The following is a 22,689-nucleotide window of genomic DNA, read 5'->3' on the forward strand; positions in this document are numbered from 1 at the left end:
GACATTTTATTCAGCCGCTAATACAATTTTTGAATTTATTTTTGTCGAGAGGGTAAATAAGAATTGTGATTATCTTTTTAATAAACCCCTTCTTAAACAGAGGCTTAATTTTGATAATTCAGCCTGTTTTTCACAGGCTGAATCGGTAATTTTTATATTGAACACATTAAGGTTTATTTAGAAAAACTAGGTCTCTTGGAAACAATCAGGACGATTAAGAGCCTTATCAATGGCTGAAATAAGCTGCTCAATATGTGCAGGTTTGCTAATGAAAGGAGGCATCATATAGATCAATTTGCCAAATGGGCGTATCCAAATGCCTTGTTCAACAAAGTGAGCTTGGATGGTTTCCATATCGACAGGCGTATGAGTTTCAACAACGCCAATCGCGCCCAACCAGCGAACGTCTTTAACCAGTGCATGCTCTCGCAAAGGTGGCAGCAATTCAGAGAACAGCTGTTCAATCTGCTGAGTCTGACTCTGCCAATGTCCTTGCTCTATGATCGATAAACTCGCCGCACCGACCGCGCAAGCTAATGGGTTACCCATAAAGGTTGGCCCGTGCATAAAGCAGCCTGCTTCACCGCCACATACGGTGTCTGTGACCTCTTTGCTCGCTAGTGTTGCTGAAAGGGTCATGTAGCCGCCAGTCAGCGCTTTACCCAAGCATAGAATATCCGGTTGAATATCGGCATGCTCACACGCGAACAGTTTCCCAGTGCGGCCAAACCCGGTCGCAATCTCATCCAAAATCAACAATACGTTGAATTCATCACACAGCAGGCGCACTTGTTTCAGAAATTCAGGGTGGTAGATACGCATACCGCCAGCGCCTTGAACGATCGGCTCCAAGATCACGGCTGCGACTTCTTGATGATGTGTTGCTAGCTTTTCACGGAAGCTGTTTATGTCGTTAGCGTCCCATTGTTCCCAAAAACCTGTTTTCGGCGAATCTGCAAAAATGTGTTCAGGCAAAAAGCCTTTGTAGAGGCTGTGCATCGAGTTGTCAGGGTCGGTCACTGACATCGCTGCAAAGGTATCACCGTGGTAGCCATCTCTGAGTGTGAGGAACTTCGAACGAGGTTGTCCTTTGGCATGCCAGTATTGAAGCGCCATTTTAAGACTCACTTCTACGGCTACTGAGCCTGAATCAGCCAAGAATACATGTTCAAGATTACTTGGTGCTAGGTTGAGAAGCTTCTTACATAAATCGATGGCAGGCTGGTGGGTGATACCACCAAACATAACGTGTGAAACCTTATCTATTTGGCTATGAGCAGCGGCATTCAGATCTGGATGATTGTAGCCGTGAATGGTTGACCACCAAGACGACATGCCATCAATAATTCGTTTTCCGCCTTCTAATTCTAAGTAAACACCGTCTGCATTGGTGACTGGGTAGCAGGTCAGAGGTGTTAACGTTGATGTGTAGGGATGCCAGATATGCTGGCGATCAAAGGCGAGATCCATAGTAACTCCCATTCTTGGTGTGATTAAAAAATAACCAGATGTAAACTTTTGATATTATCAATGTGTTGACAGTCTAAAGCTTGTCGGTAGACTAGCCAAGCATAAATGCAAACTCTAGACACAGAGTTGTAACATCAAAAAAATAAAAAAGGATCGACACGTGGAAGTTCGTCATGACTGGACAGTTGCTGAAGTAACAGCGCTGCTTGAAAAACCGTTTATGGATTTAATGTTTGAAGCTCAAGTCGTTCATAGACAGTACCAAGAGCACAACCACGTGCAGGTGAGTACGCTTTTATCGATAAAGACAGGTGCTTGCCCTGAAGATTGTAAGTACTGCCCTCAAAGTGCTCACTACCGAACGGATGTCGACAAAGAACGCTTAATGGAAGTTGAGCGTGTTTTGGATGCGGCGCAAAAAGCTAAGAATGCAGGCTCAACTCGCTTCTGTATGGGCGCGGCATGGAAAAACCCGAAAGAACGCGATATGCCGCACCTAACTGACATGATCAAAGGTGTGAAAGGCATGGGGCTAGAAACCTGTATGACACTGGGCATGTTAACGCCGGATCAAGCAGGCGAGCTAGCCGACGCAGGTTTGGACTACTACAACCATAACCTTGATACGTCTCCAGAATTCTACGGCAGCATTATTACCACTCGTACTTACCAAGATCGTTTAGACACGTTGTCTCACGTGCGTGATGCCGGAATGAAGATCTGTTCTGGTGGCATCATCGGTATGGGCGAAAGCACCAATGACCGAGCAGGTCTTCTTGTAGAGCTGGCGAACCTTCCAGTGCACCCTGAAAGTGTACCAATCAACATGCTAGTAAAAGTGAAAGGCACACCGATGGAAAACGTCGATGATGTTGAGTCTTTCGACTTCATCAAGCTGATTGCGATTGCTCGTATCATGATGCCTATGTCTGCGGTTCGCTTATCTGCAGGCCGTGAGAACATGAACGAACAGATGCAAGCGATGTGTTTCATGGCGGGTGCGAACTCTATCTTCTACGGTTGTAAGCTACTGACTACGGCAAACCCAGATGAAGACACGGATATGCAGTTGTTTAAGAAGCTGGGTATCAACAGCCAAGAAGTGGCTCAAAAACCAGACGAAATTCAAGAAAACGAACTGTTAGATCAAGTGGTGGAGCGCGTTGCGGCTCGTCCAACTAAAGATGACATGTTCTACGATGCCACGGTTTAAAGCTCGCATTAAAGAAGCCCTTGTTCATCGCCATGAGCAAGGGCTGACTCGCCAACTCAAGGTGCTCGAAAACAGCAATGGACCTTTGCTGAATAGTGAAGGTTCTAGTTTCATCAATTTTTCGAGTAATGATTATTTAGGTCTGGCGAACGATCCTGAACTGGTCGATGCATGGCAAACGGGTCTTTCCCAATATGGTGCTGGAAGTGCGGCATCGCCATTGGTTACTGGCTTTAGTCCTGCTCATCAAAACCTAGAGACTCAGCTGTGTGAATGGCTCGGCTTTGAACGTGCCATTCTGTTTAGCTCTGGTTTCAGTGCTAATCAAGCCTTGCTGTTTTCTCTGCTCGAAAAAGACGACTCATTACTGCAAGATAAACTTAACCACGCCTCTTTGATGGAAGCGGGGATGCTTTCTCCTGCAACAATGAAACGCTTTAAGCATAACGACACGCAACATCTAGAGTCGCTATTAAGCCGTTCTCCGCAATCCTTGGTTGTGACGGAAGGCGTGTTCAGCATGGATGGCGACCAGGCTCCTCTCAATCAAATATCTAACCTGACCAATCAATACGACAGTTGGCTAGCGGTTGATGATGCCCACGGTATTGGCGTATTGGGTAATAAAGGGGCAGGGAGCTGCAACGCTTCGCAAATAACGCCTGATATCTTGGTGGTGACCTTTGGTAAAGCATTTGGCCTATCTGGTGCTGCGATTTTGTGTTCATCAGAAGTGGGTGACTACTTAACTCAATTTGCTCGTCATCATGTGTATTCGACGGCAATGCCACCTTCACAAGCGGTGGCTTTGTCTCATGCGTGTCAGATGATTCAAACGCAAGAGTGGCGTCGCGAGAAGCTAACCGAGCTAGGGGCTCTCTATGCAGAGCAGATGAATGGCGTACAAGGTCTTATTGATACTCAGACTCCGATTAAGCCGTTTGTAATAGGTGAAGCTCAGGCTGCGCTCTCCGTTGCGGAAGAATTAAAGCGCAACCAAGTTTGGGTCACTGCAATTAGGCCACCAACGGTTCCGACTGGGACAGCGCGTCTGCGTATTACGTTAACTGCCAATCACACTCAAAAGCAGATTCTTCAATTAACTGGCTCGTTACGTCAAGCTGTGGATAGAAATCTTGAATCAAGCTTTGAATCCAATAGCGAAATTAACACCGAAATAAATAATGAGGCTCAGTAAATGTCACAAGAAGCAGTCGTGCATAATTACGTAGGCCAAGACAAGAATGCGATTGCCGAAGCTTTCGGCAAAGCAGCAACAACCTATGATAAACACGCTGAGTTTCAGCGCGATGTTGGCCACCGACTACTGGATAAGTTACCAGCCGACCTCTCAGGTTTAAAGGTACTCGATTTAGGTTGTGGTACGGGTTATTTTTCCGAACAGATAGCGAAGCGTGGTGCAGAGGTAGTGTGTGCTGACCTATCTGTTGGAATGTTAAAAGCGGCAGAACAACGCTGCGGTGTATCGGTGGCTTTATATCAACAAGCTGACGCTGAACAATTGCCGTTTGAAGATGGATGTTTTGACATCGTTTTTTCGAGCTTAGCGTTGCAATGGTGTGATGATTTATCGTCGCCTTTGAAAGAGATGAAGCGTGTTACAGCGGCTGGTGGACGTGTGATTTTCTCAACTTTGCTTGATGGGTCACTGTTTGAACTGGAAAAGTCATGGTCCAAAATTGACGCACATCAACACGTTAACCATTTTATTACAATCAATCAGGTAAAAATTGCGTTAGCGCAATCTAGCTGTACTGCTCATCAACTAGACTTGCCCACCATCACCGTTTGGTACGACACTGCGTTTGAACTGATGCGCGACCTTAAAGGCATCGGCGCTAATCACGTAAGTGGTCGATCACAAGGTTTAACAAGTCGCAGTATGTTGCAGCTTGTTGAACGGGAATATCGAGAGTTCAAAAACCATCAAGGTTTCTTACCAGCAACATATCAAGTTTGTTTAGGGGTTATTCAATTATGATTGATGCATTATTCATTGCAGGTACGGATACCGAAGTGGGAAAAACTGTGGTTTCAAAAGCGATTCTTCAAGCTTTGGCCGCACAAGATTTATCAACAATTGGCTACAAGCCAGTTGCTGCAGGGTGTGAACAATACCCTGAAGGGTTACGTAACAGTGATGCGCTGCATCTTCAAGAAGCGGCGACGCAAGATATTGCTTACGAAGACGTTAACCCGTACGCGTTGCTACTACCATCATCACCTCACATCGCAGCCAAGCATGACGGTGTCGTGATTGATGAAGCGGTGTTATCAGCGAAACTAGACGAGCATAAGCAAAACTCTGACATCGTTCTGGTTGAAGGTGCGGGTGGCTGGCGTGTACCGGTTTCAGATGACGAATACTTGTCTAGCTGGGTCAAGAAAGAGCAGCTTCCAGTTGTATTGACCGTTGGTATTAAGCTGGGTTGTTTGAGCCATGCTTTGTTAACCGCAGAAGCGATTCGTGCAGATGGCTTAAACCTAGTCGGTTGGGTAGCAAACCGCATTAATCCAGGCACTGAACATTACGCTGATATTATTGCGATGCTTGAAGATAAGCTAGGTGCGCCAAAGTTAGGTGAGATCCCTTACGTACCAAAAGCGAAGTCTAAGAATATTGGTAAGTACATTAATGTACAGCCACTGCTTGAGCTTTAATTCTCAAGCTATACGTGAAACAAGAAAAGGGCTGCGATTGCAGCCCTTTTGCTATTTTAAGCCTGTGTAGAGTTAAGCTTGGGGTTAATGTTCTTTTGTAAGTCCCATTAGTGCTTGCTGTGTCTCTGTTATATTGGTTTGCGCTGCTTGTGGCGTAAGAATACCGATCTGTTTCTTTGCTTCTTCTTCAGTAATCCCTAGGTGACAGCACAGTAAATCGATAGCCATTTGAGTGTTAGTACCTTCAACCATGATCCTTTCCTTTTGTTCCATGAACTAGCCAATACAGTAATTGACTGACACTCTAAACGGATCGCTGGTGGTTAACCATACTACTTAGGTCTAATGGACAATTGAGAAATGCACCACTCCCGTAATCAAATGTTGCAATTTAATGCTTAACCTTGTTTTCTTAATCTAAGACTATATGTATAAGTAAGTATAAGTCTCAAGGTTGGAATAAATTGCTGTCTGCCTTGTCTATAACAATAAGTTTTATAAAAACAGCTTTCATGCGGAGATAAGTAATGAAGCGAGTAATGTTGTTCCTTGCAACCAACCTTGCGGTTGTATTGGTACTAAGTGTTGTTCTTAATATTGTATACGCTGTTACAGGTATGCAACCAGGAAGCCTCTCAGGCTTGCTGTTAATGGCTGCGGTATTTGGTTTTGGCGGTTCATTCATCTCATTAATGATGTCAAAGAAAATGGCGCTACGCTCAGTTGGCGGCATGGTCATTGAAAGCCCACGTAATGAAACAGAACATTGGTTGATGGAGACGGTAAGCCGTCAAGCTCAACAAGTTGGTATTGGTATGCCAACAGTGGCGATCTACGATTCGCCAGACATCAACGCATTCGCAACCGGCGCTAAGCGTGACGATTCATTGGTAGCGGTATCGACAGGCCTGCTGCACAACATGACACGTGACGAAGCTGAAGCGGTATTAGCGCACGAAGTTAGCCACATCGCAAACGGCGACATGGTAACAATGACCCTAATGCAAGGTGTCGTGAACACGTTCGTTATCTTCCTTTCTCGTTTTATCGCGAACATTGTTGCGTCGAATGACAACGAAGAAGAGGGTGGCAGTAACATGATGGTGTACTTCGGTGTGTCTATGGTGCTGGAATTGGTATTTGGTTTCTTGGCAAGCTTCATTACGATGTGGTACAGCCGTCATCGAGAGTTTCATGCCGACGCAGGTGCTACGCACTTAGTAGGTAAAGAGAAGATGATTGCAGCGCTAGAGCGTCTAAAAGTGAGCCATGAGCCACAACTAGAAGGTTCTATGATGGCGTTTGGCATCAACGGTAAGAAGTCTCTAACTGAGCTACTAATGAGCCACCCACCGCTAGATAAGCGTATTGCGTCTCTACGTAATATGTAATGTCGAATACGATTAGTCATCGCTAGTCGATAAGAATAATCTAAAGGCTTCCTTCGGGAGGCCTTTTTTGATCTTGGCGTTTAAGATAACAAGTGTTGAGACATGAAGTATGAGATACGAGGTGTAGTTGTCGCTAGGTGATTAAATTGAATGAGTAGGGGACGAGTAGATCAACTGGAGAAGGCTTGGTGTTCTTATGTTTACGATTTTTGTGTCGATAGATTTAATTTCGCGCAACAAAAAGGCTTCCACATGGGAAGCCTTAGTCTATTCTACAATTCGAAAATCGAATCTTACAGCTTGTCAGTTAGCTCGATTGCTTGACCGATGTAGTTCGCTGGAGTCATCTCTTTCAGACGAACTTTCTCGTCTGCAGGGATTTCTAGACCATCGATGAATGCACGCATGCCTTCGCCGTCTACACGCTTACCGCGAGTTAGCTCTTTAAGCTTCTCGTATGGCTTCTCGATGCCGTAACGACGCATTACAGTCTGTACTGGTTCAGCAAGAACTTCCCAGTTCTTGTCCAGTTCAGCAAGTAGTGCTTCACGGTTAACTTCTAGCTTGCTAATGCCTTTCAGCGTTGAAGTGTATGCAATGATTGCGTAGCCAACACCAACACCTAGGTTACGAAGAACTGTAGAGTCAGTTAGGTCACGTTGCCAGCGAGAAACTGGAAGTTTCTGTGCTAGGTGGCCGAATACAGCGTTAGCTAGACCAAGGTTGCCTTCAGAGTTTTCGAAGTCAATTGGGTTAACTTTATGCGGCATTGTAGAAGAACCGATTTCGCCAGCGATAGTTTTCTGCTTGAAGTGACCAAGAGCGATGTAGCCCCAAACGTCACGGTCGAAGTCTAGAAGAATCGTGTTGAAACGAGCAACAGCGTCGAATAGCTCAGCGATGTAATCGTGAGGTTCGATTTGAGTTGTGTACGGGTTCCAAGTTACGCCAAGAGATTCAGTGATGAACTCTTCAGAGAACTGGTGCCATTCAACTTCTGGGTATGCAGAAAGGTGTGCGTTGTAGTTACCTACCGCGCCGTTGATTTTCGCTAGGATCTCAACGCTTTCGATTTGCTTGTATTGACGTTCCATACGGTACGCAACGTTAGCCATCTCTTTACCCATAGTAGAAGGAGAAGCTGGCTGACCGTGTGTACGAGACAGTAGAGGAATATCACGGTACTCGTTCGCAAGTGCTTTGATAGCATCGATTACGTTACGAATTTCTGGAAGAATCACTGTGTCACGAGCTTCTTTAAGCATAAGCGCGTAAGATGTGTTGTTGATGTCTTCAGAAGTACATGCAAAGTGAATGAATTCGTTAACTGCGTGAAGCTCAGGAACGCCCGCAACTTTCTCTTTCAAGAAGTACTCAACCGCTTTTACGTCGTGGTTTGTTGTACGCTCGATCTCTTTGATACGCAGAGCGTCTTCTTCGCTGAAGTTAGCGGCTAGTTCATCAAGAAACTGGTTAGCTTCTGCACTGAACGTTGGTACTTCTTTGATTGCATCAGTAGCTGCAAGCTTTTGTAACCAACGAATTTCAACGATAGAGCGGTACTTTAGTAGTCCAAACTCACTAAAGATGCTGCGTAATGCAATAGTCTTACTTCCGTAACGGCCGTCTACTGGTGAAACAGCAGTCAATGCTGACAGTTCCATGGTGTTCTCCTGAATTGAGTTTTCTAAATTTTGAGAGGTTTATACCAGTAACAATCTCAATTGTCACGCACATTGCGCAATCGTTTGCGTGAGAGTTGTGTTGATACAAAAAACAAGCTCGCGACGAGGCGCGAGCTAATAAATTACATTCGAGCTAGTAAGATTTGAGCCTGCTCGATCATCTTCTTGCGACCGAAGATAAGGTGGCGACGCTTGCCACCAACTTGACGCCATAACACAGCGCTTCGAATTCCTGATAGAAGCAGTGCGCGAACCTTATGTTGGCTCGATGTCTGTTGCAGTACTGACGGTGTACCAGAAACCTGAATGCGTGGGCCGATAGGGCTGACAACATCAAGGTAGATGCTCGCAAGGTTGCTGATCATTTGCTCGTCAAACAGATCAAAGTGTTCAGTTTGGCGCTCTGCAGTTTGAATGCGGTCACCAAGCTGAGACATAGAGTCGTTGCGAGAAGATAGCTTACGCTCAAGCGCCATCAAGCTGATGATGTAACGCGTGATATCGCTACCTGCTGGAGTACTATCGATATCTTTTACTAAGCACTCAAGGCCAAGCTTTAGGTTCGCTTCACGTCCAAATACACCAACGGTATTCGCTGGGTTGGTATTTAAAATGGCACTGAGTGAAGCTTCGAAGGCATCTTTATCACAATGGCCGTCTTTCGCTACTTGTTGAACCAAAGCCACAGCTTGGCAAATTCCGGCGAAAGCAATAGTACGGTCATAAAGTGTATTAGCCACGTAGTAACTCCTAGTTGTCTTCTATCGTTTATCGTTTGATTGATTAGATGCGCTTTTCGATGATACCACCACCAAGACATACTTCGCCTTGGTAGAACACTGCAGATTGACCTGGGGTCACAGCGATTTGCGGGTCATCAAAAATAACCTTAATGTTCTCATCATCAATTGGGATGATTGTACAAGGAATATCTGTTTGACGGTAACGTGTTTTTACCGTGCATGTCATAACTTCAGTAATTGGTGTGCGATTTACCCAATGAAGTTGAGATGCGATCAAGCCTTCTGACTTTAGAAGAGGGTGGTCTTTACCTTGTACTGCGATAAGTACATTACGCTTAAGGTCTTTTTCACCAACAAACCATGGTTCTTCATTACCGCCGCCACCTTTAGTGCCACCGATATGTAGGCCTTTACGTTGACCTAGTGTGTGGTACATCAAGCCTTGGTGTTGACCAATCACTTGGCCTTCTGGCGTCTCGATGTTACCCGGTTGTGCTGGTAGGTATTTGCCTAGGAATTCAGTGAATTTACGCTCACCGATAAAGCAGATACCTGTAGAGTCTTTTTTCTTCGCTGTGATCAAGTCTTGCTCTTCAGCAATGCGTCGCACTTCAGGCTTCTCTAGTTCACCAACAGGGAATAGGCTGCGTGCTACTTGATCTGAGCTTAGCGTGTATAGGAAGTAGCTCTGGTCTTTATTACTGTCTAGGCCACGTAGCATTTCTGGTTTAACGCCAGCATCGAGCTCTTCTTGAGTAGGGAAAGTACGACGAACGTAGTGACCCATCGCGATGTAGTCCGCGTCTAGTACTTCATCAGCAAACTCTAAGAATGCTTTGAATTTGATTTCTTTGTTACAAAGGATATCTGGGTTAGGCGTACGGCCTGCTTTGTATTCTTCAAGGAAGTATTCGAATACGTTGTCCCAGTATTCTGCAGCAAAGTTAATGGTGTGAAGGTGGATACCTAGTTTGTCACATACCGCTTGAGCATCAGCAAGATCTTCAGCTGCCGTGCAGTATTCTTCGTTATCGTCTTCTTCCCAGTTTTTCATGAAAAGGCCTTCTACCTGATAGCCTTGTTGCTGAAGAAGATACGCCGATACTGACGAATCTACACCGCCGGACATACCGACAATTACTTTCTTTTCGCTGTTTCCAGAGCTGATATCTGACATGTCTAAACACCGTTACTATTACTTGGTCGCAGATTCTAACAGAAAGAGAAACGCCGTGACAGATCCGAGACCGGAATCACAGTTTCATTTGCACAAATAGTGCGCTGACTTTGTTAGAGAATCGCATGAGAGCGAGGTGAGTCGCTAGGATGTCAGAAGTATATGTGGCATAGTCGCTCGAAATCCAAGACCTGAGATAAAAAAATGTCTGAACAAAATGAATTTATGCAAGAAGAAGAGCTGATTGAGATTATTGAAAATCAGCTTGAAGATGGCGAACCTGTAAAAGTAAAAGAGACGCTAATGCGTTTAATGATGACAGGCACTCCTCGTGAAGAGGCTATTGCTGCAATGGCATGTGCATTGGCTATCGAAGTCTTTGACGTTATGAAAAACGGCGCTGAGTTTAATCAAAAGCGTTACGCCGAGCATTTGGGCATGCTGCCTGATTTAAGCTTTATGGAAGGCGAATAAAAAAATACCCTAGCAAACGTTTGCTATAGTTTGAAAGATTGCCGCGTTAAATATAGCGCGGTAGAATCCGCCACCTATTTCCCCTTGACTTAGACTAGCCCTATGAAATTCCCTGGACAACGTAAATCAAAGCACTATTTTCCGGTTCACGCACGTGATCCTCTAGTGAGCCAAGCTCAAAGCAGTAAAAGAATGTCACGTACTCATATTATCGGTATTGACCAAACTTTGGTGGATATTGAAGCAAAAGTGAGTTCTGAACTTATTGAGAAGTATGGTTTAAGTAAGGGACATTCACTGGTTATTGGTGATGAAGCCGCTGAATCTTTATATCAAGAATTAAAAGAACAGTGCCTGATTACCAATGAATACGCTGGTGGCACAATTGGTAATACACTACACAACTATTCAGTATTGGCGGACGACCGTTCAACACTATTAGGTGTAATGAGCCAAGATATTAAGATTGGTAGCTATGGTTACCGTTATTTATGTAATACATCAAGCAGAATGGATCTGAACCATTTACAAGGGGTAGATGGCGCAATTGGTCGCTGCTTTGCATTAATTACAGAAGATGGTGAACGTACTTTCGCAATTAGCGAAGGGCAAATGAACCAACTAAAACCAGAAAGCATTCCTGAAAAGATCTTCAAAAGTGCTTCTGCTTTAGTATTAACTGCTTATTTAGTTCGTTGTAAGCCAGGTGACCCTATGCCTGAAGCAACAATGAAAGCGATCGAATACGCGAAGAAATACGATGTGCCTGTTGTTTTAACACTAGGTACTAAGTTCGTTATTCAAGATGATCCAGAATTCTGGAAAGACTTCTTAGAGCAGCACGTAACGGTTGTTGCAATGAACGAAGACGAAGCGGAAGCCCTAACCGGTGAAAGCGATCCGCTAGCTGCATCAGATAAAGCGTTAGAGTGGGTAGACCTTGTTCTATGTACTGCAGGCCCTGTTGGCCTATTCATGGCGGGTTACACGGAAGACGCAGCGAAGCGTGAAACATCACTGCCTCTACTTCCAGGTTCAATTGCTGAATTTAACCGTTTTGAATTTAGCCGTCCTGCACATAAAGAGTTATGTGAAAACCCAACTAAAGTGTATTCGCATATTGCGCCATACATGGGTGGCCCAGAAAAAATCAAAAATACGAATGGTGCAGGTGATGCTGCTTTATCGGCTTTATTACATGATATGGCTGCGAATAAGTACCACAAAGAAAACGTGCCAAACTCAAGTAAGCACCAACATTCATTTTTGACCTATTCTTCTTTCTCACAAGTTTGTAAATATTCAAACCGTGCTAGCTATGAAGTGTTAGTTCAACACTCTCCACGTTTATCTCGTGGTCTTCCTGAAAGAGAAGATAGCCTAGAAGAAGCGTACTGGGAAAGATAAGAGACTTTGTTTATCCGATGCGTACGAGTTTATCAAATGCGCATCTATGTTTATAAAGAACATTAAAGGGTAACAAAATATAAAAAAGGCTCCGAAAGGAGCCTTTTTTGTTTCTGAATATATTGAAGCCGTAAATAATACTTTGGTCGACTTAAATATTAATTCTATTGCTAAGTGTGTAATTGATTACCCACTCATTAAACTGAACGCTTAACTTAGATAGCAAACTCTTCTAGAGATTTACCAGCATCTAGCTGTTCTTGGATAGCTGAAGGCGTACGACCTTGACCAGTCCAAGTTTTCTCGTCGCCGTTTGCGTCTACATATTTGTATTTCGCTGGGCGAGGAGCGCGTTTAGCTTTAGTTGTTTTAGATTTTGCTTCGCCAGAAAGAGCTGCAATAAGATCTGCAACATCAATTCCGTCTTTTGCAATTTGTTCAGCGATAGCAGAAAGCTTAGCTTCTTGTTCTGCTTTAGCTGCACGTTCTTCAGCTTCAGACTCTTGACGCTCTTGTACAACAATAGTTAGCTTGTCTAGCGCTTCTTCTAGTTGCTCAAGAGTTAATTCACGTGAGAATGCGCGAAGGCTACGGATATTTAATAGAGTTTTTGTTAATTCAGACATGATATTTTCCATCAAGGTAAACTAAATAATCATCCTAATAATAAACAGAGCTTAGGAATAAAACAAATAGTATTTCTTCTATTACATATTTAAATATAAAAATGAGATGAATAGTTGAAATTTCAAAGGCACATTTCTATCGAATTTATAATAATTATTAAGATTATCTTAAAAACTGATATGTGACAGGTGGAGTAATTAACTTGTGTAGACTATTCTTCTATTGATTAGTTCATTAACAAAAAGCTATTTTTCTCGGAATGATATGTTGCATTGTTGCTCTTGATGAGTACAATTGCGGCTACCTGATGCGATGCCTTGGTTAATTTGTTGTTAAACTCTGGTTTACACGGTTAATAATGTTATCGCACGTAGAGGTGCAATTATAAAAAGTAACTTCCGTTGGGGTGATGCCAATGAACGGGAATGAAAGGTGTAATTGCCGAAGTAAATTGTATATCTAAGCAATTTGCTGGGGTTGTGCTCAATAGGTACAACACTGCCATAGTCTTAATTTTAAACTATGGAGCGCTACTGTAGGGTTGGGTGAAGTGTTCACTTCCCTTTCGCTTAGTTCAACATGAACTTGATAAGCCGTATCAAGTTTGTCTGCAGTAGATCTCTAGCCAAATAAAAAACTGGTTTTTGAAGATCATGAATTTAATAGATTTTGCAACATCGCCTTTATCTTTGCTTCCGCCCCTTGTGGCTTTAAGTCTTGCTATTGTTACCCGCCGTGTATTGGTTTCTTTGGGTGTCGGTATCATCATGGGTGCTATCTTACTTGCTGACTATTCAGTAGGTAATGCAGCGAGCTACGTGTTTACTAAAGCATCTGGTGTTTTCATCGAAGATGGTGGCATCAACACTTGGAACATGAGCATCATCGCATTCCTAATCATTCTTGGAATGACAACTGCACTATTAACACTGTCTGGTGGTACTCGTGCATTCGCTGAGTGGGCTCAGTCTCGCGTTAAAAGCAAACGTGGTTCAAAACTACTTGCTGCTTTCCTAGGTGTATTCATCTTTGTTGATGATTACTTCAACAGCTTAGCGGTAGGTGCAATCTCTCGCCCTGTAACAGACCGTTTCTACGTATCTCGCGCTAAGCTTGCTTATATTCTCGATTCTACTGCTGCTCCAATGTGTGTGATCATGCCGGCTTCTAGCTGGGGTGCTTACATCATTACTATTATTGGTGGCATCTTAGTAACACACGGTGTGACTGAATATTCTGCACTGGGCGCTTACGTTCGTCTTATTCCAATGAACTTCTACGCTGTGTTTGCACTATTAATGGTGTTCGCAGTGGCTTGGTTCGGTCTAGATGTTGGTAAGATGCGTGAGCATGAAATCGAAGCATCTCAAGGCCGTGGTTTTGAAGGTGACAACGATCAAAAGCAAGCTCACGATCTAAACGAAGAGCTAGATATCGAAGAAAGCGAAAACGGTTCAGTTTCTGATCTTGTTATGCCAATCGTATCGCTGATTGTAGCGACAGTTGCTGCAATGCTTTACACAGGTGGTCAAGCGCTGGCTGCTGATGGCCAAGCATTTAACCTTCTAGGTGCATTCGAAAACACGGATGTTGGTAAGTCTCTTGTTTACGGTGGTGTTATCGGCTTACTAGTGGCACTAGCGACTGTATTCAAGCAAAAGCTATCTATGGCTGATATCGCAAGAACAATGTGGATCGGTGCTAGCTCTATGTTTGGCGCGATTCTGATTCTTGTGTTTGCATGGACTATCGGTTCTGTAATCGGAGACATGAAAACGGGTTCTTACCTATCATCTCTAGTAACAGGCAGCATTGATTACCACTGGCTACCGGTTATGTTGTTCCTTCTAGCGGGCGTTATGGCGTTCTCTACAGGTACATCTTGGGGTACATTCGGCATCATGTTACCAATCGCGGGTGATATGGCAGCAGCATCGGATATCGCACTGATTCTTCCTATGCTAAGTGCGGTTCTAGCGGGTGCAGTATTTGGTGACCACTGTTCTCCAATCTCAGATACGACGATTCTGTCTTCTACTGGTGCTCGTTGTAACCATATCGACCACGTATCGACTCAGCTTCCATACGCGTTGTCTGTAGCGTTCGTATCGTGCATTGGTTTCATCACTCTAGGTATGACATCTTCAATTGGCATCGCATTTGGCGCAGCGTCTCTAACGTTTGTTGCTGTATGCTTTGCATTGGCTTACTTCTCTCGCTGCAAGATGGCGACGTGCAAAAGCTAAAACTGAAAGTTAATCAGTAAACTATCAGGGAGGCGTTTGCCTCCCTTTTTTGTTTGCCCAGCGAAGCTGGCAAACCCGTTAGGTTGAAAGAAACCTGAATCACCCCGACTGAGGGGAAGATAATCCGAATCGCAAGGGCGTTGCTGGCTAACGGCAGGGTCTGAAGGAAGCGATAGGAAGTTAACAGTACACAACGCAAGTAAACCTGCTTCGGCAGTATAGGTGGGTAAGCGTCCGAAATAGCGCGAAGCCCTATACTCAGTCAGACCTATGCTGTGCTTGAGGGTGGCATTGTTAACAGGGAGCCAGTGCAGTAACTGGGGAAGCCTGACACCACATCCAAAGTCTGGAAGCACAAACTCGAAGCGAAAGCTAAGAGCTGTGTTGGTGCGAGGTGGCAGATGAATCCGTAGTAGTGAGTAAGGCTAAGCCCGAGAAGCCCAGTAATGGTGTGGAGGAGAAAACTTAGCTGACCATCAGCATCAAGTCTGATGGAGCACTGAAATGCCAAAAGCACTCAGTGCTGCGAAGGGAGGAAGTACACTTTAAGTCTGTGATGAACAGATGTTTTTTTCAGTGATACCCAAACCGAATCGCTATCGGGGTATTCCTAGTTTGGTTGATTGTGGAAGCAAGATACTGAGCTAAGAAACCGTATAGGGGAGTAACTCTGACACACTTCAGTAAATTGCCATTGAGCTAGAAGGCTGAATAGCAGAGAGAAATAACACCCACACTGGACATGAAACACTTGTCCCCACACAGCACACAACCCAAGGAGAGAAAGTGCGAGTTTATTACAGTTTATATGGTCATCTGCTCAACAAAGAGAGGCTGTATAAAGGGTTTAAAAAGGTAAAGAAAGCGAAAGGCGCGGCTGGAATAGATGAGCAGAGCCTGAGCGACTACGCTGAAAATCTGAGTGATAACCTCGATCAACTCTCTCTGAACTCAAAACCAAGCAATACAAACCTCAGCCAGTCAAACGAGTAGAGATACCCAAAGAAGACGGAGGGGTACGATTGCTTGGGATCCCAACCGTTAGGGACAGAGTTGTCCAACAAGCACTCAATGATATCCTCACCCCCATCTTCGAAGAGCAATTTCACCCATCAAGTTTTGGGTATAGACCGAATCGAAGTTGTCACGATGCAATCAACAAATCCACGATGTTTATCCGCCGATACGGATTACAGCACGTCGTAGATATGGACTTGTCGAAGTGCTTTGACAAACTCGACCATGAGTTGATCCTCAAGAGCATCAGAAGGCGAGTCACAGATAGCAGCGTGTTAGAGCTGATAAAACAGTTTCTGAAAAGTGGCGTGATGATAGACGGTAGTTGGCAGGAGACAGAGCTAGAAGTCCACAAGGTGGTGTTATCAGTCCTTTGATTGCCAATATCTACCTTGATGCGTTCGATCAGGAAATGCGAAAGCGTGACCATAGGCTCGTTCGTTATGCGGATGACATACTCATCTTTTGTCGTAGCAAGGCAGGAGCAGAGAATGCCCTTGCACAAGCGACGAAGATCCTAGAAGGAGAGCTTAAACTCACAGTGAATCAGACGAAATCACATATAGCGCACAGCCGTGATGGCGTGAAGTTCTTAGGTGTAGAAATCGGGAGTCAATTTACCCGCATTCAAACTAAGAAACTGAAAGGGTTCAAAAGTAAGTTAAAGCGACTGACAAAGCGAGGGTGCGGTAAGCCACTTGAGCAAGTCATAAAAGCTTTAAACCCAGTGTTAAGAGGGTTCAGTCAATACTTCAGGATCACCAATAGCAGCAGAGAGTTCTCAAGGTTAGCAGGGTGGCTACGAAGAAGACTTCGTAGTATCCAGTTGAAACTTTGGAAGAAGCCTCAACGGTTACACCGAAGGTTAAAACAGTTAGGGTATAAGCCGCCGTTCCAACATATCTCAATGACAAGTTGGGTCAGTGCAGCGAGTCCCCTATCAAGCTATGCGATGCCAAATCAATGGTTTAATGACCAAGGGTTGGTAAATCTTGGAACAATAAGGACAGGGCATGTGTTCAGCCAATATGCTGAATGGAAGTGTGCATGAGCCGTATACGAGGTCCGTACGTACGGTTCTGTGAGAGGGATGAGGCGGTAACGCCTCACCCTACTCGATGTGCCTGTTAATTTAATTTTAAGTTTCGTGAAAAAAGTTCGAATAAATGGTTGAAAAAGGATGTCAGCTTAGTTAGTGTGGAGACAAGACAGCAAACAACCTAAGAGCTGATAAGTATGCGTAAATTAGTAATGAACATTCATCACCATCATCACCCTATCTAGTCTTTCGGGGAGATTTACGTATACCCGGGAGCAAGATTACTCCCGGAGGTTAAGTCAAAAGAATTTAGATTTAAACCCTCGGGATGACAAAGTCCCCGAGGGTTTTTTAGTTTTAGCGCTTTTAAATAATCAATAAATTCAAATATTTGCACAGGGATACAGCAATGCAGACACAACGCCTAAGAATCGCAATTCAAAAGAAAGGTCGCTTAAGTAAAGAGTGCCAAGACCTACTTAAAAAATGTGGTGTTAAATTTAACATCATGGGTGAGCGCCTAGTGGTTCACTCACTAAATATGCCAATCGATTTGTTACTCGTTCGTGATGACGACATCCCAGGTCTTATCATGGATGGTGTGGTTGACCTTGGTTTCATCGGTGAAAATGAGCTAGAAGAAGTTCGTCTAGATCGTGTTGCTCTTAAAGAGCCTTCAGAGTTCCGCACACTACGTCGTTTAGACTTCGGTGGCTGCCGCCTTTCAATCGCTATCAACAAAGACGAAGAATACAACGGCCCACAAGACTTAGCGGGCAAACGTATTGCGACAACCTACCCACAACTACTTAAAGCCTACATGGACGAGCAGGGTGTTGAGTTCAGCACTTGTATGCTAACAGGCTCGGTTGAAGTCGCTCCTCGTGCTGGCCTTGCAGACGCTATCGCAGATTTAGTTTCTACAGGTGCAACGCTAGAAGCGAACGGTCTAAAAGAAGCAGAAGCTATCTTCCAATCGAAAGCAACACTGATTCAACGTGTTGGTGACTTCGACGCAGACAAAACCGCACTGATTGAAAAACTACTGACTCGTATGCAGGGTGTTCAACAAGCGAAAGAGTCGAAGTACATCATGCTTCACGCTCCAACCTCTCAGCTAGAGCAAATCAAAGCACTACTGCCTGGCGCTGAAGATCCAACGGTTCTTCCTCTATCAACAGACAAAGACAAAGTTGCCGTTCACCTAGTAAGTACAGAGAACTTGTTCTGGGAAACAATGGAACAGCTTAAAGAGTTGGGTGCAAGCTCGATTCTAGTATTACCAATCGAAAAAATGATGGGGTAGTGACGATGAGAACCGTTGTTTGGCAATCTTTAAGTGAATCACAGCAAGACTCGGTATTAGAGCGTCCAGCTATTACTGAAGGTGCAAACATCACAGCGACTGTTTCTGATGTTATTGCAAAAGTACGAAATGAAGGCGATGCCGCGCTTAAAGAGCTGACTGCAAAGTTTGATGGTGTAACTCCAGAATCTATTCGAGTCAGTTCAAATGAGATCGAAGAGGCGTGTGCTCGTCTAACACCAGAAATGAAGCAAGCGCTTGAGCAAGCTTATAGCAACATTGCTAAGTTCCACGAAGCTCAAAAGCCTCAACCTATCAAGGTTGAGACACAACCGGGCGTTGTGTGTGAGCAAGTGACTCGCGCGATTAATACTGTTGGCCTTTATATTCCAGGTGGCAGCGCGCCACTTCCGTCAACGGTTCTTATGTTAGGTGTACCAGCTCAAATTGCAGGTTGTCGTAAGGTTGTGCTTTGTTCACCTCCGCCAATCGCTGATGAAATCTTGTATGTCGCTAAGCTTTGTAAAATCGATGAAGTTTACAACGTTGGTGGTGGTCAAGCGGTTGCTGCAATGGCTTACGGTACCGAGAGTGTTGCTAAAGTCGATAAGATCTTCGGCCCAGGTAATGCTTACGTAACGGAAGCGAAACGCCAAGTGAGCAATGACTTCCGCGGTGCGGCGATCGATATGCCTGCTGGCCCATCTGAAGTGTTGGTGATTGCTGATGAAACAGCTGATGCCGATTTCATCGCAGCGGATTTGTTGAGCCAAGCGGAACACGGTCCTGACTCTCAAGTAGTATTGGTAACGCCATCTCCAGTGATTGCTGATCAAGTTACAGAAGCGGTTCAGAAACAACTGAAAGAGTTGTCTCGTGCGAACATTGCTCAGCAAGCATTGGCTTCAAGCTTAATTATCATTGCTGAATCCATCACTCAAGCGATTGCGATTTCAAACTTCTACGGCCCTGAGCACTTGATTGTTCAAACCAAGAACCCACGTGAACTGCTGCCATTGTTAGACAATGCTGGTTCAATCTTCCTTGGCGATTGGTCTCCAGAATCTGCAGGTGATTATGCGTCTGGTACAAACCACGTATTACCGACTTACGGTTACACGAAGACATATTCAAGCCTAGGTTTGGCTGACTTCTCTAAGCGCATGACGGTACAAGAGCTAACAGCTGATGGTTTGAAAGGCCTAGCGCCAACTGTAGTAACAATGGCGGAAGCCGAAGGCTTGGATGCACACAAACGCGCTGTGACTATCCGAGTTGAAAAGTTAAATAAAGCGAATTAAGGGTAGGGCATGGAAAAGTTAGCAAGAAAACAAGTTCAGGCTCTAACACCTTACTTGTCTGCAAGACGCATTGGCGGCACGGGTGATGTATGGCTAAACGCCAACGAATCTCCGTTTGATAACGAGTACAACCTAAACCTGTCTCGTCTTAATCGCTACAGCGAATGTCAGCCTAAAGAGTTGATTGACGCTTACGCACAATATGCAGGTGTGAAACCAGAGCAAACACTGACGACTCGTGGTGCTGATGAAGGTATCGAGTTACTGATTCGTGCTTTCTGTGAGCCGAACGAAGACGCTATTCTTTACTGCCCACCCACTTACGGTATGTACGCAATCAGTGCAGAGACGATCGGTGTTGAGCGTAAAGTTGTGCCTCTAACTGCGGAATGGCAACTGGATCTTCCTGCGATTGAAGCACAACTAGACAACGTGAAAGTGGTGTTTGTTTGTAGCCCAAATAACCCAACTGGTAATTTGGTTAATCGTAAAGACATCATCAAGCTGCTTGAAATGACTCAAGACAAAGCGATTGTGGTGATGGATGAAGCGTACATCGACTTCTGCCCTGAGGCATCAACCGTTGATTTGCTTGCACAGTACCCGAATCTAGCGATTCTTCGTACCTTGTCTAAAGCTTTTGCATTAGCTGGTTTACGCTGTGGCTTTACGCTAGCGAACCAAGAGCTTATCGATGTATTGTTGAAAGTGATTGCACCATACCCAGTGCCAATTCCTGTTGCTGATATCGCCGTTCAAGCACTTTCAGAACAAGGCCTTGCAAGAGCGAAGTTTCAGGTTCTGGATTTAAGTGCGAACCGTGCTTATTTACAAGCCGGTTTATTGGGCTTACCTCAAGTGACGGTATTTGATGGTTGGGGTAACTACCTATTGGTTAAATTCCCTAACGGCGACGAATTATTTAAAGCGGCATGGGACAGTGGCATTATTTTACGTAACTCGCCAATCGAAGACTGTGTTCGCATTAGTATTGGTAACCGCGAAGAGTGCGAAAAGACACTTGGATTCATTCGTAACTTTTTTCAGTAACGAAAGGTTTACCAGTAATAACATTTGTCAGTCTTAGATTTATTAATTGCCGACTGACAAATGAAACCAATATTTTGGGTTAGCGTTTGATTTTAGCTAGGCCACCAGATTTAAAATTAAAAGGAAGTTCAAGTGAGTAAACAACAGAAAATACTTTTTATAGACCGCGATGGCACCTTAATTGTTGAGCCGCCAGTCGACTTTCAAGTAGACCGTTTAGACAAGTTAAAATTTGAACCGCTAGTGATTCCTAGCCTGCTTGCACTGCAAGATGCTGGTTACCGTCTAGTGATGGTGACTAACCAAGACGGCTTAGGTACCGATAGCTACCCACAAGAAGATTTCGATGCGCCACACAACATGATGATGGAATTCTTCGAATCTCAAGGCGTTAAGTTTGATGACGTGCTTATTTGTCCTCACTTTGACGAAGACAACTGCTCTTGCCGTAAGCCTAAGCTAGGTTTGGTTAAAGAATACCTGCAGGGGGGTAAAGTCGACTTCCAACACTCTGTTGTGATTGGCGATCGAGTAACGGATCTTCAACTTGCAGAGAACATGGCAATCCGCGGTATTCAATATGGCCCGGACGCAGAAACGGAAGGCACGCTTAACTGGCCACAAATCGTTAAAGATCTGACGGTTAACGCTCGCGTTGCTGAAGTAATTCGTACGACAAAAGAAACCGATATTAAGGTAGCAGTAAACCTTGATGAAACCGGTGGTAATAAGATTGATACAGGTATGGGTTTCTTCGACCACATGCTGGATCAAATCGCGACACACGGTGGTTTCCAAATGAACCTGACTGTGAAAGGCGACCTACACATTGATGATCACCACACAGTAGAAGACACAGCACTTGCGTTAGGCCAAGCTCTGAAAGATGCGCTAGGCGACAAACGTGGTATTGGCCGTTTTGGTTTTAGCCTGCCAATGGACGAGTGTTTGGCTCAGTGTGCGTTAGACCTTTCTGGCCGCCCATACCTGAAGTTCGATGCTAAATTTAGCCGTGAGCAAGTGGGTGACCTTTCAACTGAGATGGTGGTTCACTTCTTCCGCTCTCTAACCGACACACTGGCTTGTACGCTACACCTTTCTTCTGATGGCAATAATGATCACCACATCATTGAGAGCCTGTTTAAAGCGTTTGGTCGTACTCTTCGCCAAGCAATCAAAGTTGAAGGTAATGAGTTACCAAGCAGCAAAGGCGTCTTGTAAGGCTAACGTTAGCAAGGAAAAACAATGAAAGATCAAAAAGTCGTCATTATTGATACTGGGTGTGCCAACGTTTCTTCGGTCAAATTTGCTATTGAACGTTTGGGTTACGCAGTTGAGATTTCAAAAGAACCAGAAGTCGTCCTTGCCGCCGACAAACTTTTCCTGCCAGGTGTAGGAACAGCAAGTGAGGCAATGAAGAACCTACAAGAGCGCGACCTGGTCTCTCTTGTGAAGAAAGTAGAGAAGCCTCTGCTGGGTATTTGTTTAGGTATGCAACTGTTAGGCAAACTGTCTCAAGAGAAAGGCCAAAAGGCTGACGAGTTAGTTGAATGTCTAGGCTTGTGTGATGGTGAAGTACGTTTACTTGAAACGGGCGATTTACCACTACCACACATGGGTTGGAACACAGTAACTTCGACACCTAATCACCCTTTGTTTAAAGACATTGAAGAAGGCGAGTATTTCTACTTCGTTCACAGCTTCGCAATGCCAGTGGGTGACTACACCATCGCACAATGTGATTACGGTAACCCGTTCACAGCGGCGGTGCAAAGTGGCAACTATTATGGTGTCCAGTTCCACCCAGAGCGTTCTTCTAAAGCAGGCTCTAAGCTGATTCAGAACTTCTTGGAATTGTAAT

General features: G+C 44.6%; 19 protein-coding genes, 1 pseudogene, 1 riboswitch and 1 other annotated feature. Of the genes and pseudogenes, 14 read left to right on the forward strand and 6 right to left on the reverse strand.

Annotated elements, in window-relative coordinates; translation table 11 throughout:
- Positions 1-186 precede the first annotated feature (186 nt).
- On the reverse strand, positions 187-1,470 hold the full coding sequence (gene bioA, locus ITG10_RS13765; RefSeq protein ID WP_017631368.1) for an adenosylmethionine--8-amino-7-oxononanoate transaminase: 1,284 nt from the start codon (positions 1,468-1,470) through the stop codon (positions 187-189).
- A 160-nt stretch (positions 1,471-1,630) separates the two neighbouring features.
- Between bioA and bioB the strand changes: the two genes are divergently transcribed.
- Genes bioB through bioD form a run of 4 tightly spaced genes read left to right on the forward strand, consistent with a single transcriptional unit; the run spans position 1,631 to position 5,365 of the window.
- On the forward strand, positions 1,631-2,683 hold the full coding sequence (bioB, locus tag ITG10_RS13770; RefSeq protein WP_017631369.1) for a biotin synthase BioB: 1,053 nt from the start codon (positions 1,631-1,633) through the stop codon (positions 2,681-2,683).
- The gene (gene bioF, locus ITG10_RS13775) at positions 2,670-3,881 is read left to right on the forward strand and encodes an 8-amino-7-oxononanoate synthase (RefSeq protein ID WP_017631370.1); all 1,212 of its coding nucleotides are present in this window, start codon (positions 2,670-2,672) and stop codon (positions 3,879-3,881) included. The genes bioB and bioF overlap by 14 nt, the downstream gene beginning before the upstream one ends.
- The gene (bioC, locus tag ITG10_RS13780; RefSeq protein WP_017631371.1) at positions 3,882-4,685 is read left to right on the forward strand and encodes a malonyl-ACP O-methyltransferase BioC; all 804 of its coding nucleotides are present in this window, start codon (positions 3,882-3,884) and stop codon (positions 4,683-4,685) included.
- The gene (bioD, locus tag ITG10_RS13785; protein WP_017631372.1) at positions 4,682-5,365 is read left to right on the forward strand and encodes a dethiobiotin synthase; all 684 of its coding nucleotides are present in this window, start codon (positions 4,682-4,684) and stop codon (positions 5,363-5,365) included. Before bioC ends, bioD begins: the two co-directional genes overlap by 4 nt.
- 84 nt (positions 5,366-5,449) lie before the next feature.
- Here bioD and ITG10_RS13790 read toward each other — a convergent pair whose 3' ends face one another.
- On the reverse strand, positions 5,450-5,617 hold the full coding sequence (locus ITG10_RS13790) for a hypothetical protein (RefSeq protein WP_017057057.1): 168 nt from the start codon (positions 5,615-5,617) through the stop codon (positions 5,450-5,452).
- 275 nt (positions 5,618-5,892) lie between these two features.
- Here ITG10_RS13790 and htpX point away from each other — a divergent pair, with 275 nt between their 5' ends.
- Positions 5,893-6,756 carry a protease HtpX gene (htpX, locus tag ITG10_RS13795; RefSeq protein WP_026084305.1) on the forward strand — a complete coding sequence of 288 codons (864 nt, stop codon included), beginning with the start codon at positions 5,893-5,895 and terminating at the stop codon, positions 6,754-6,756.
- 293 nt (positions 6,757-7,049) lie between these two features.
- Here htpX and purB read toward each other — a convergent pair whose 3' ends face one another.
- The 3 genes from purB to mnmA all read right to left on the reverse strand — a co-directional run bounded on the left by purB (position 7,050) and on the right by mnmA (position 10,361).
- The gene (gene purB / locus ITG10_RS13800; protein WP_017631374.1) at positions 7,050-8,420 is read right to left on the reverse strand and encodes an adenylosuccinate lyase; all 1,371 of its coding nucleotides are present in this window, start codon (positions 8,418-8,420) and stop codon (positions 7,050-7,052) included.
- A gap of 143 nt (positions 8,421-8,563) precedes the next feature.
- Positions 8,564-9,181, reverse strand: a complete 618-nt coding sequence (hflD, locus tag ITG10_RS13805; protein WP_017631375.1) for a high frequency lysogenization protein HflD — start codon at positions 9,179-9,181, stop codon at positions 8,564-8,566.
- Between the two features lie 43 nt (positions 9,182-9,224).
- Positions 9,225-10,361 (reverse strand): tRNA 2-thiouridine(34) synthase MnmA, encoded by a 1,137-nt coding sequence (gene mnmA / locus ITG10_RS13810; protein ID WP_017631376.1) that lies wholly within the window; start codon positions 10,359-10,361, stop codon positions 9,225-9,227.
- Positions 10,362-10,565: 204 nt separating this feature from the next.
- On the opposite strand from mnmA, the gene ITG10_RS13815 reads away from it, so the two are divergent.
- Both ITG10_RS13815 and ITG10_RS13820 read left to right on the forward strand, forming a co-directional pair.
- A complete protein-coding gene (locus tag ITG10_RS13815; RefSeq protein WP_010439986.1) occupies positions 10,566-10,835 on the forward strand; it encodes a hypothetical protein in 270 nt (89 codons plus the stop codon).
- Between the two features lie 102 nt (positions 10,836-10,937).
- Positions 10,938-12,242 carry an inosine/guanosine kinase gene (locus ITG10_RS13820; RefSeq protein WP_017631378.1) on the forward strand — a complete coding sequence of 435 codons (1,305 nt, stop codon included), beginning with the start codon at positions 10,938-10,940 and terminating at the stop codon, positions 12,240-12,242.
- Positions 12,243-12,457: 215 nt separating this feature from the next.
- On the opposite strand, the gene ITG10_RS13825 is transcribed toward ITG10_RS13820, so the two are convergent.
- A complete protein-coding gene (locus tag ITG10_RS13825) occupies positions 12,458-12,868 on the reverse strand; it encodes an H-NS family nucleoid-associated regulatory protein (RefSeq protein WP_017060262.1) in 411 nt (136 codons plus the stop codon).
- Positions 12,869-13,232: 364 nt separating this feature from the next.
- Positions 13,233-13,410: riboswitch (Lysine riboswitch) on the forward strand.
- Between the two features lie 112 nt (positions 13,411-13,522).
- Between ITG10_RS13825 and ITG10_RS13830 the strand changes: the two genes are divergently transcribed.
- From ITG10_RS13830 to hisH, 7 genes and pseudogenes are all read left to right on the forward strand, one after another.
- Positions 13,523-15,115: a Na+/H+ antiporter NhaC family protein gene (locus ITG10_RS13830; RefSeq protein ID WP_026084180.1), complete on the forward strand. Its 1,593-nt coding sequence runs from the start codon at positions 13,523-13,525 to the stop codon at positions 15,113-15,115.
- Between the two features lie 786 nt (positions 15,116-15,901).
- A pseudogene (gene ltrA, locus ITG10_RS26490) lies at positions 15,902-17,183 on the forward strand (group II intron reverse transcriptase/maturase).
- A 208-nt stretch (positions 17,184-17,391) separates the two neighbouring features.
- Positions 17,392-17,527 (forward strand) — a sequence feature (His leader region).
- 53 nt (positions 17,528-17,580) lie between these two features.
- Positions 17,581-18,477: an ATP phosphoribosyltransferase gene (gene hisG / locus ITG10_RS13850; protein ID WP_017060264.1), complete on the forward strand. Its 897-nt coding sequence runs from the start codon at positions 17,581-17,583 to the stop codon at positions 18,475-18,477.
- Positions 18,477-19,778, forward strand: a complete 1,302-nt coding sequence (hisD, locus tag ITG10_RS13855) for a histidinol dehydrogenase (RefSeq protein WP_026084226.1) — start codon at positions 18,477-18,479, stop codon at positions 19,776-19,778. The genes hisG and hisD overlap by 1 nt, the downstream gene beginning before the upstream one ends.
- 9 nt (positions 19,779-19,787) lie before the next feature.
- Positions 19,788-20,828, forward strand: a complete 1,041-nt coding sequence (gene hisC, locus ITG10_RS13860; RefSeq protein ID WP_017630679.1) for a histidinol-phosphate transaminase — start codon at positions 19,788-19,790, stop codon at positions 20,826-20,828.
- A 132-nt stretch (positions 20,829-20,960) separates the two neighbouring features.
- Positions 20,961-22,049 (forward strand): bifunctional histidinol-phosphatase/imidazoleglycerol-phosphate dehydratase HisB, encoded by a 1,089-nt coding sequence (gene hisB / locus ITG10_RS13865; protein WP_017630680.1) that lies wholly within the window; start codon positions 20,961-20,963, stop codon positions 22,047-22,049.
- Positions 22,050-22,073: 24 nt separating this feature from the next.
- Complete coding sequence (hisH, locus tag ITG10_RS13870) at positions 22,074-22,688, forward strand: imidazole glycerol phosphate synthase subunit HisH (RefSeq protein WP_017630681.1); 615 nt, start codon at positions 22,074-22,076, stop codon at positions 22,686-22,688.
- Position 22,689: the final 1 nt, after the last annotated feature.

It is taken from the genome of Vibrio sp. ED004 (assembly GCF_023206395.1).
In the GTDB taxonomy this organism is placed as follows: Bacteria; Pseudomonadota; Gammaproteobacteria; order Enterobacterales; family Vibrionaceae; genus Vibrio.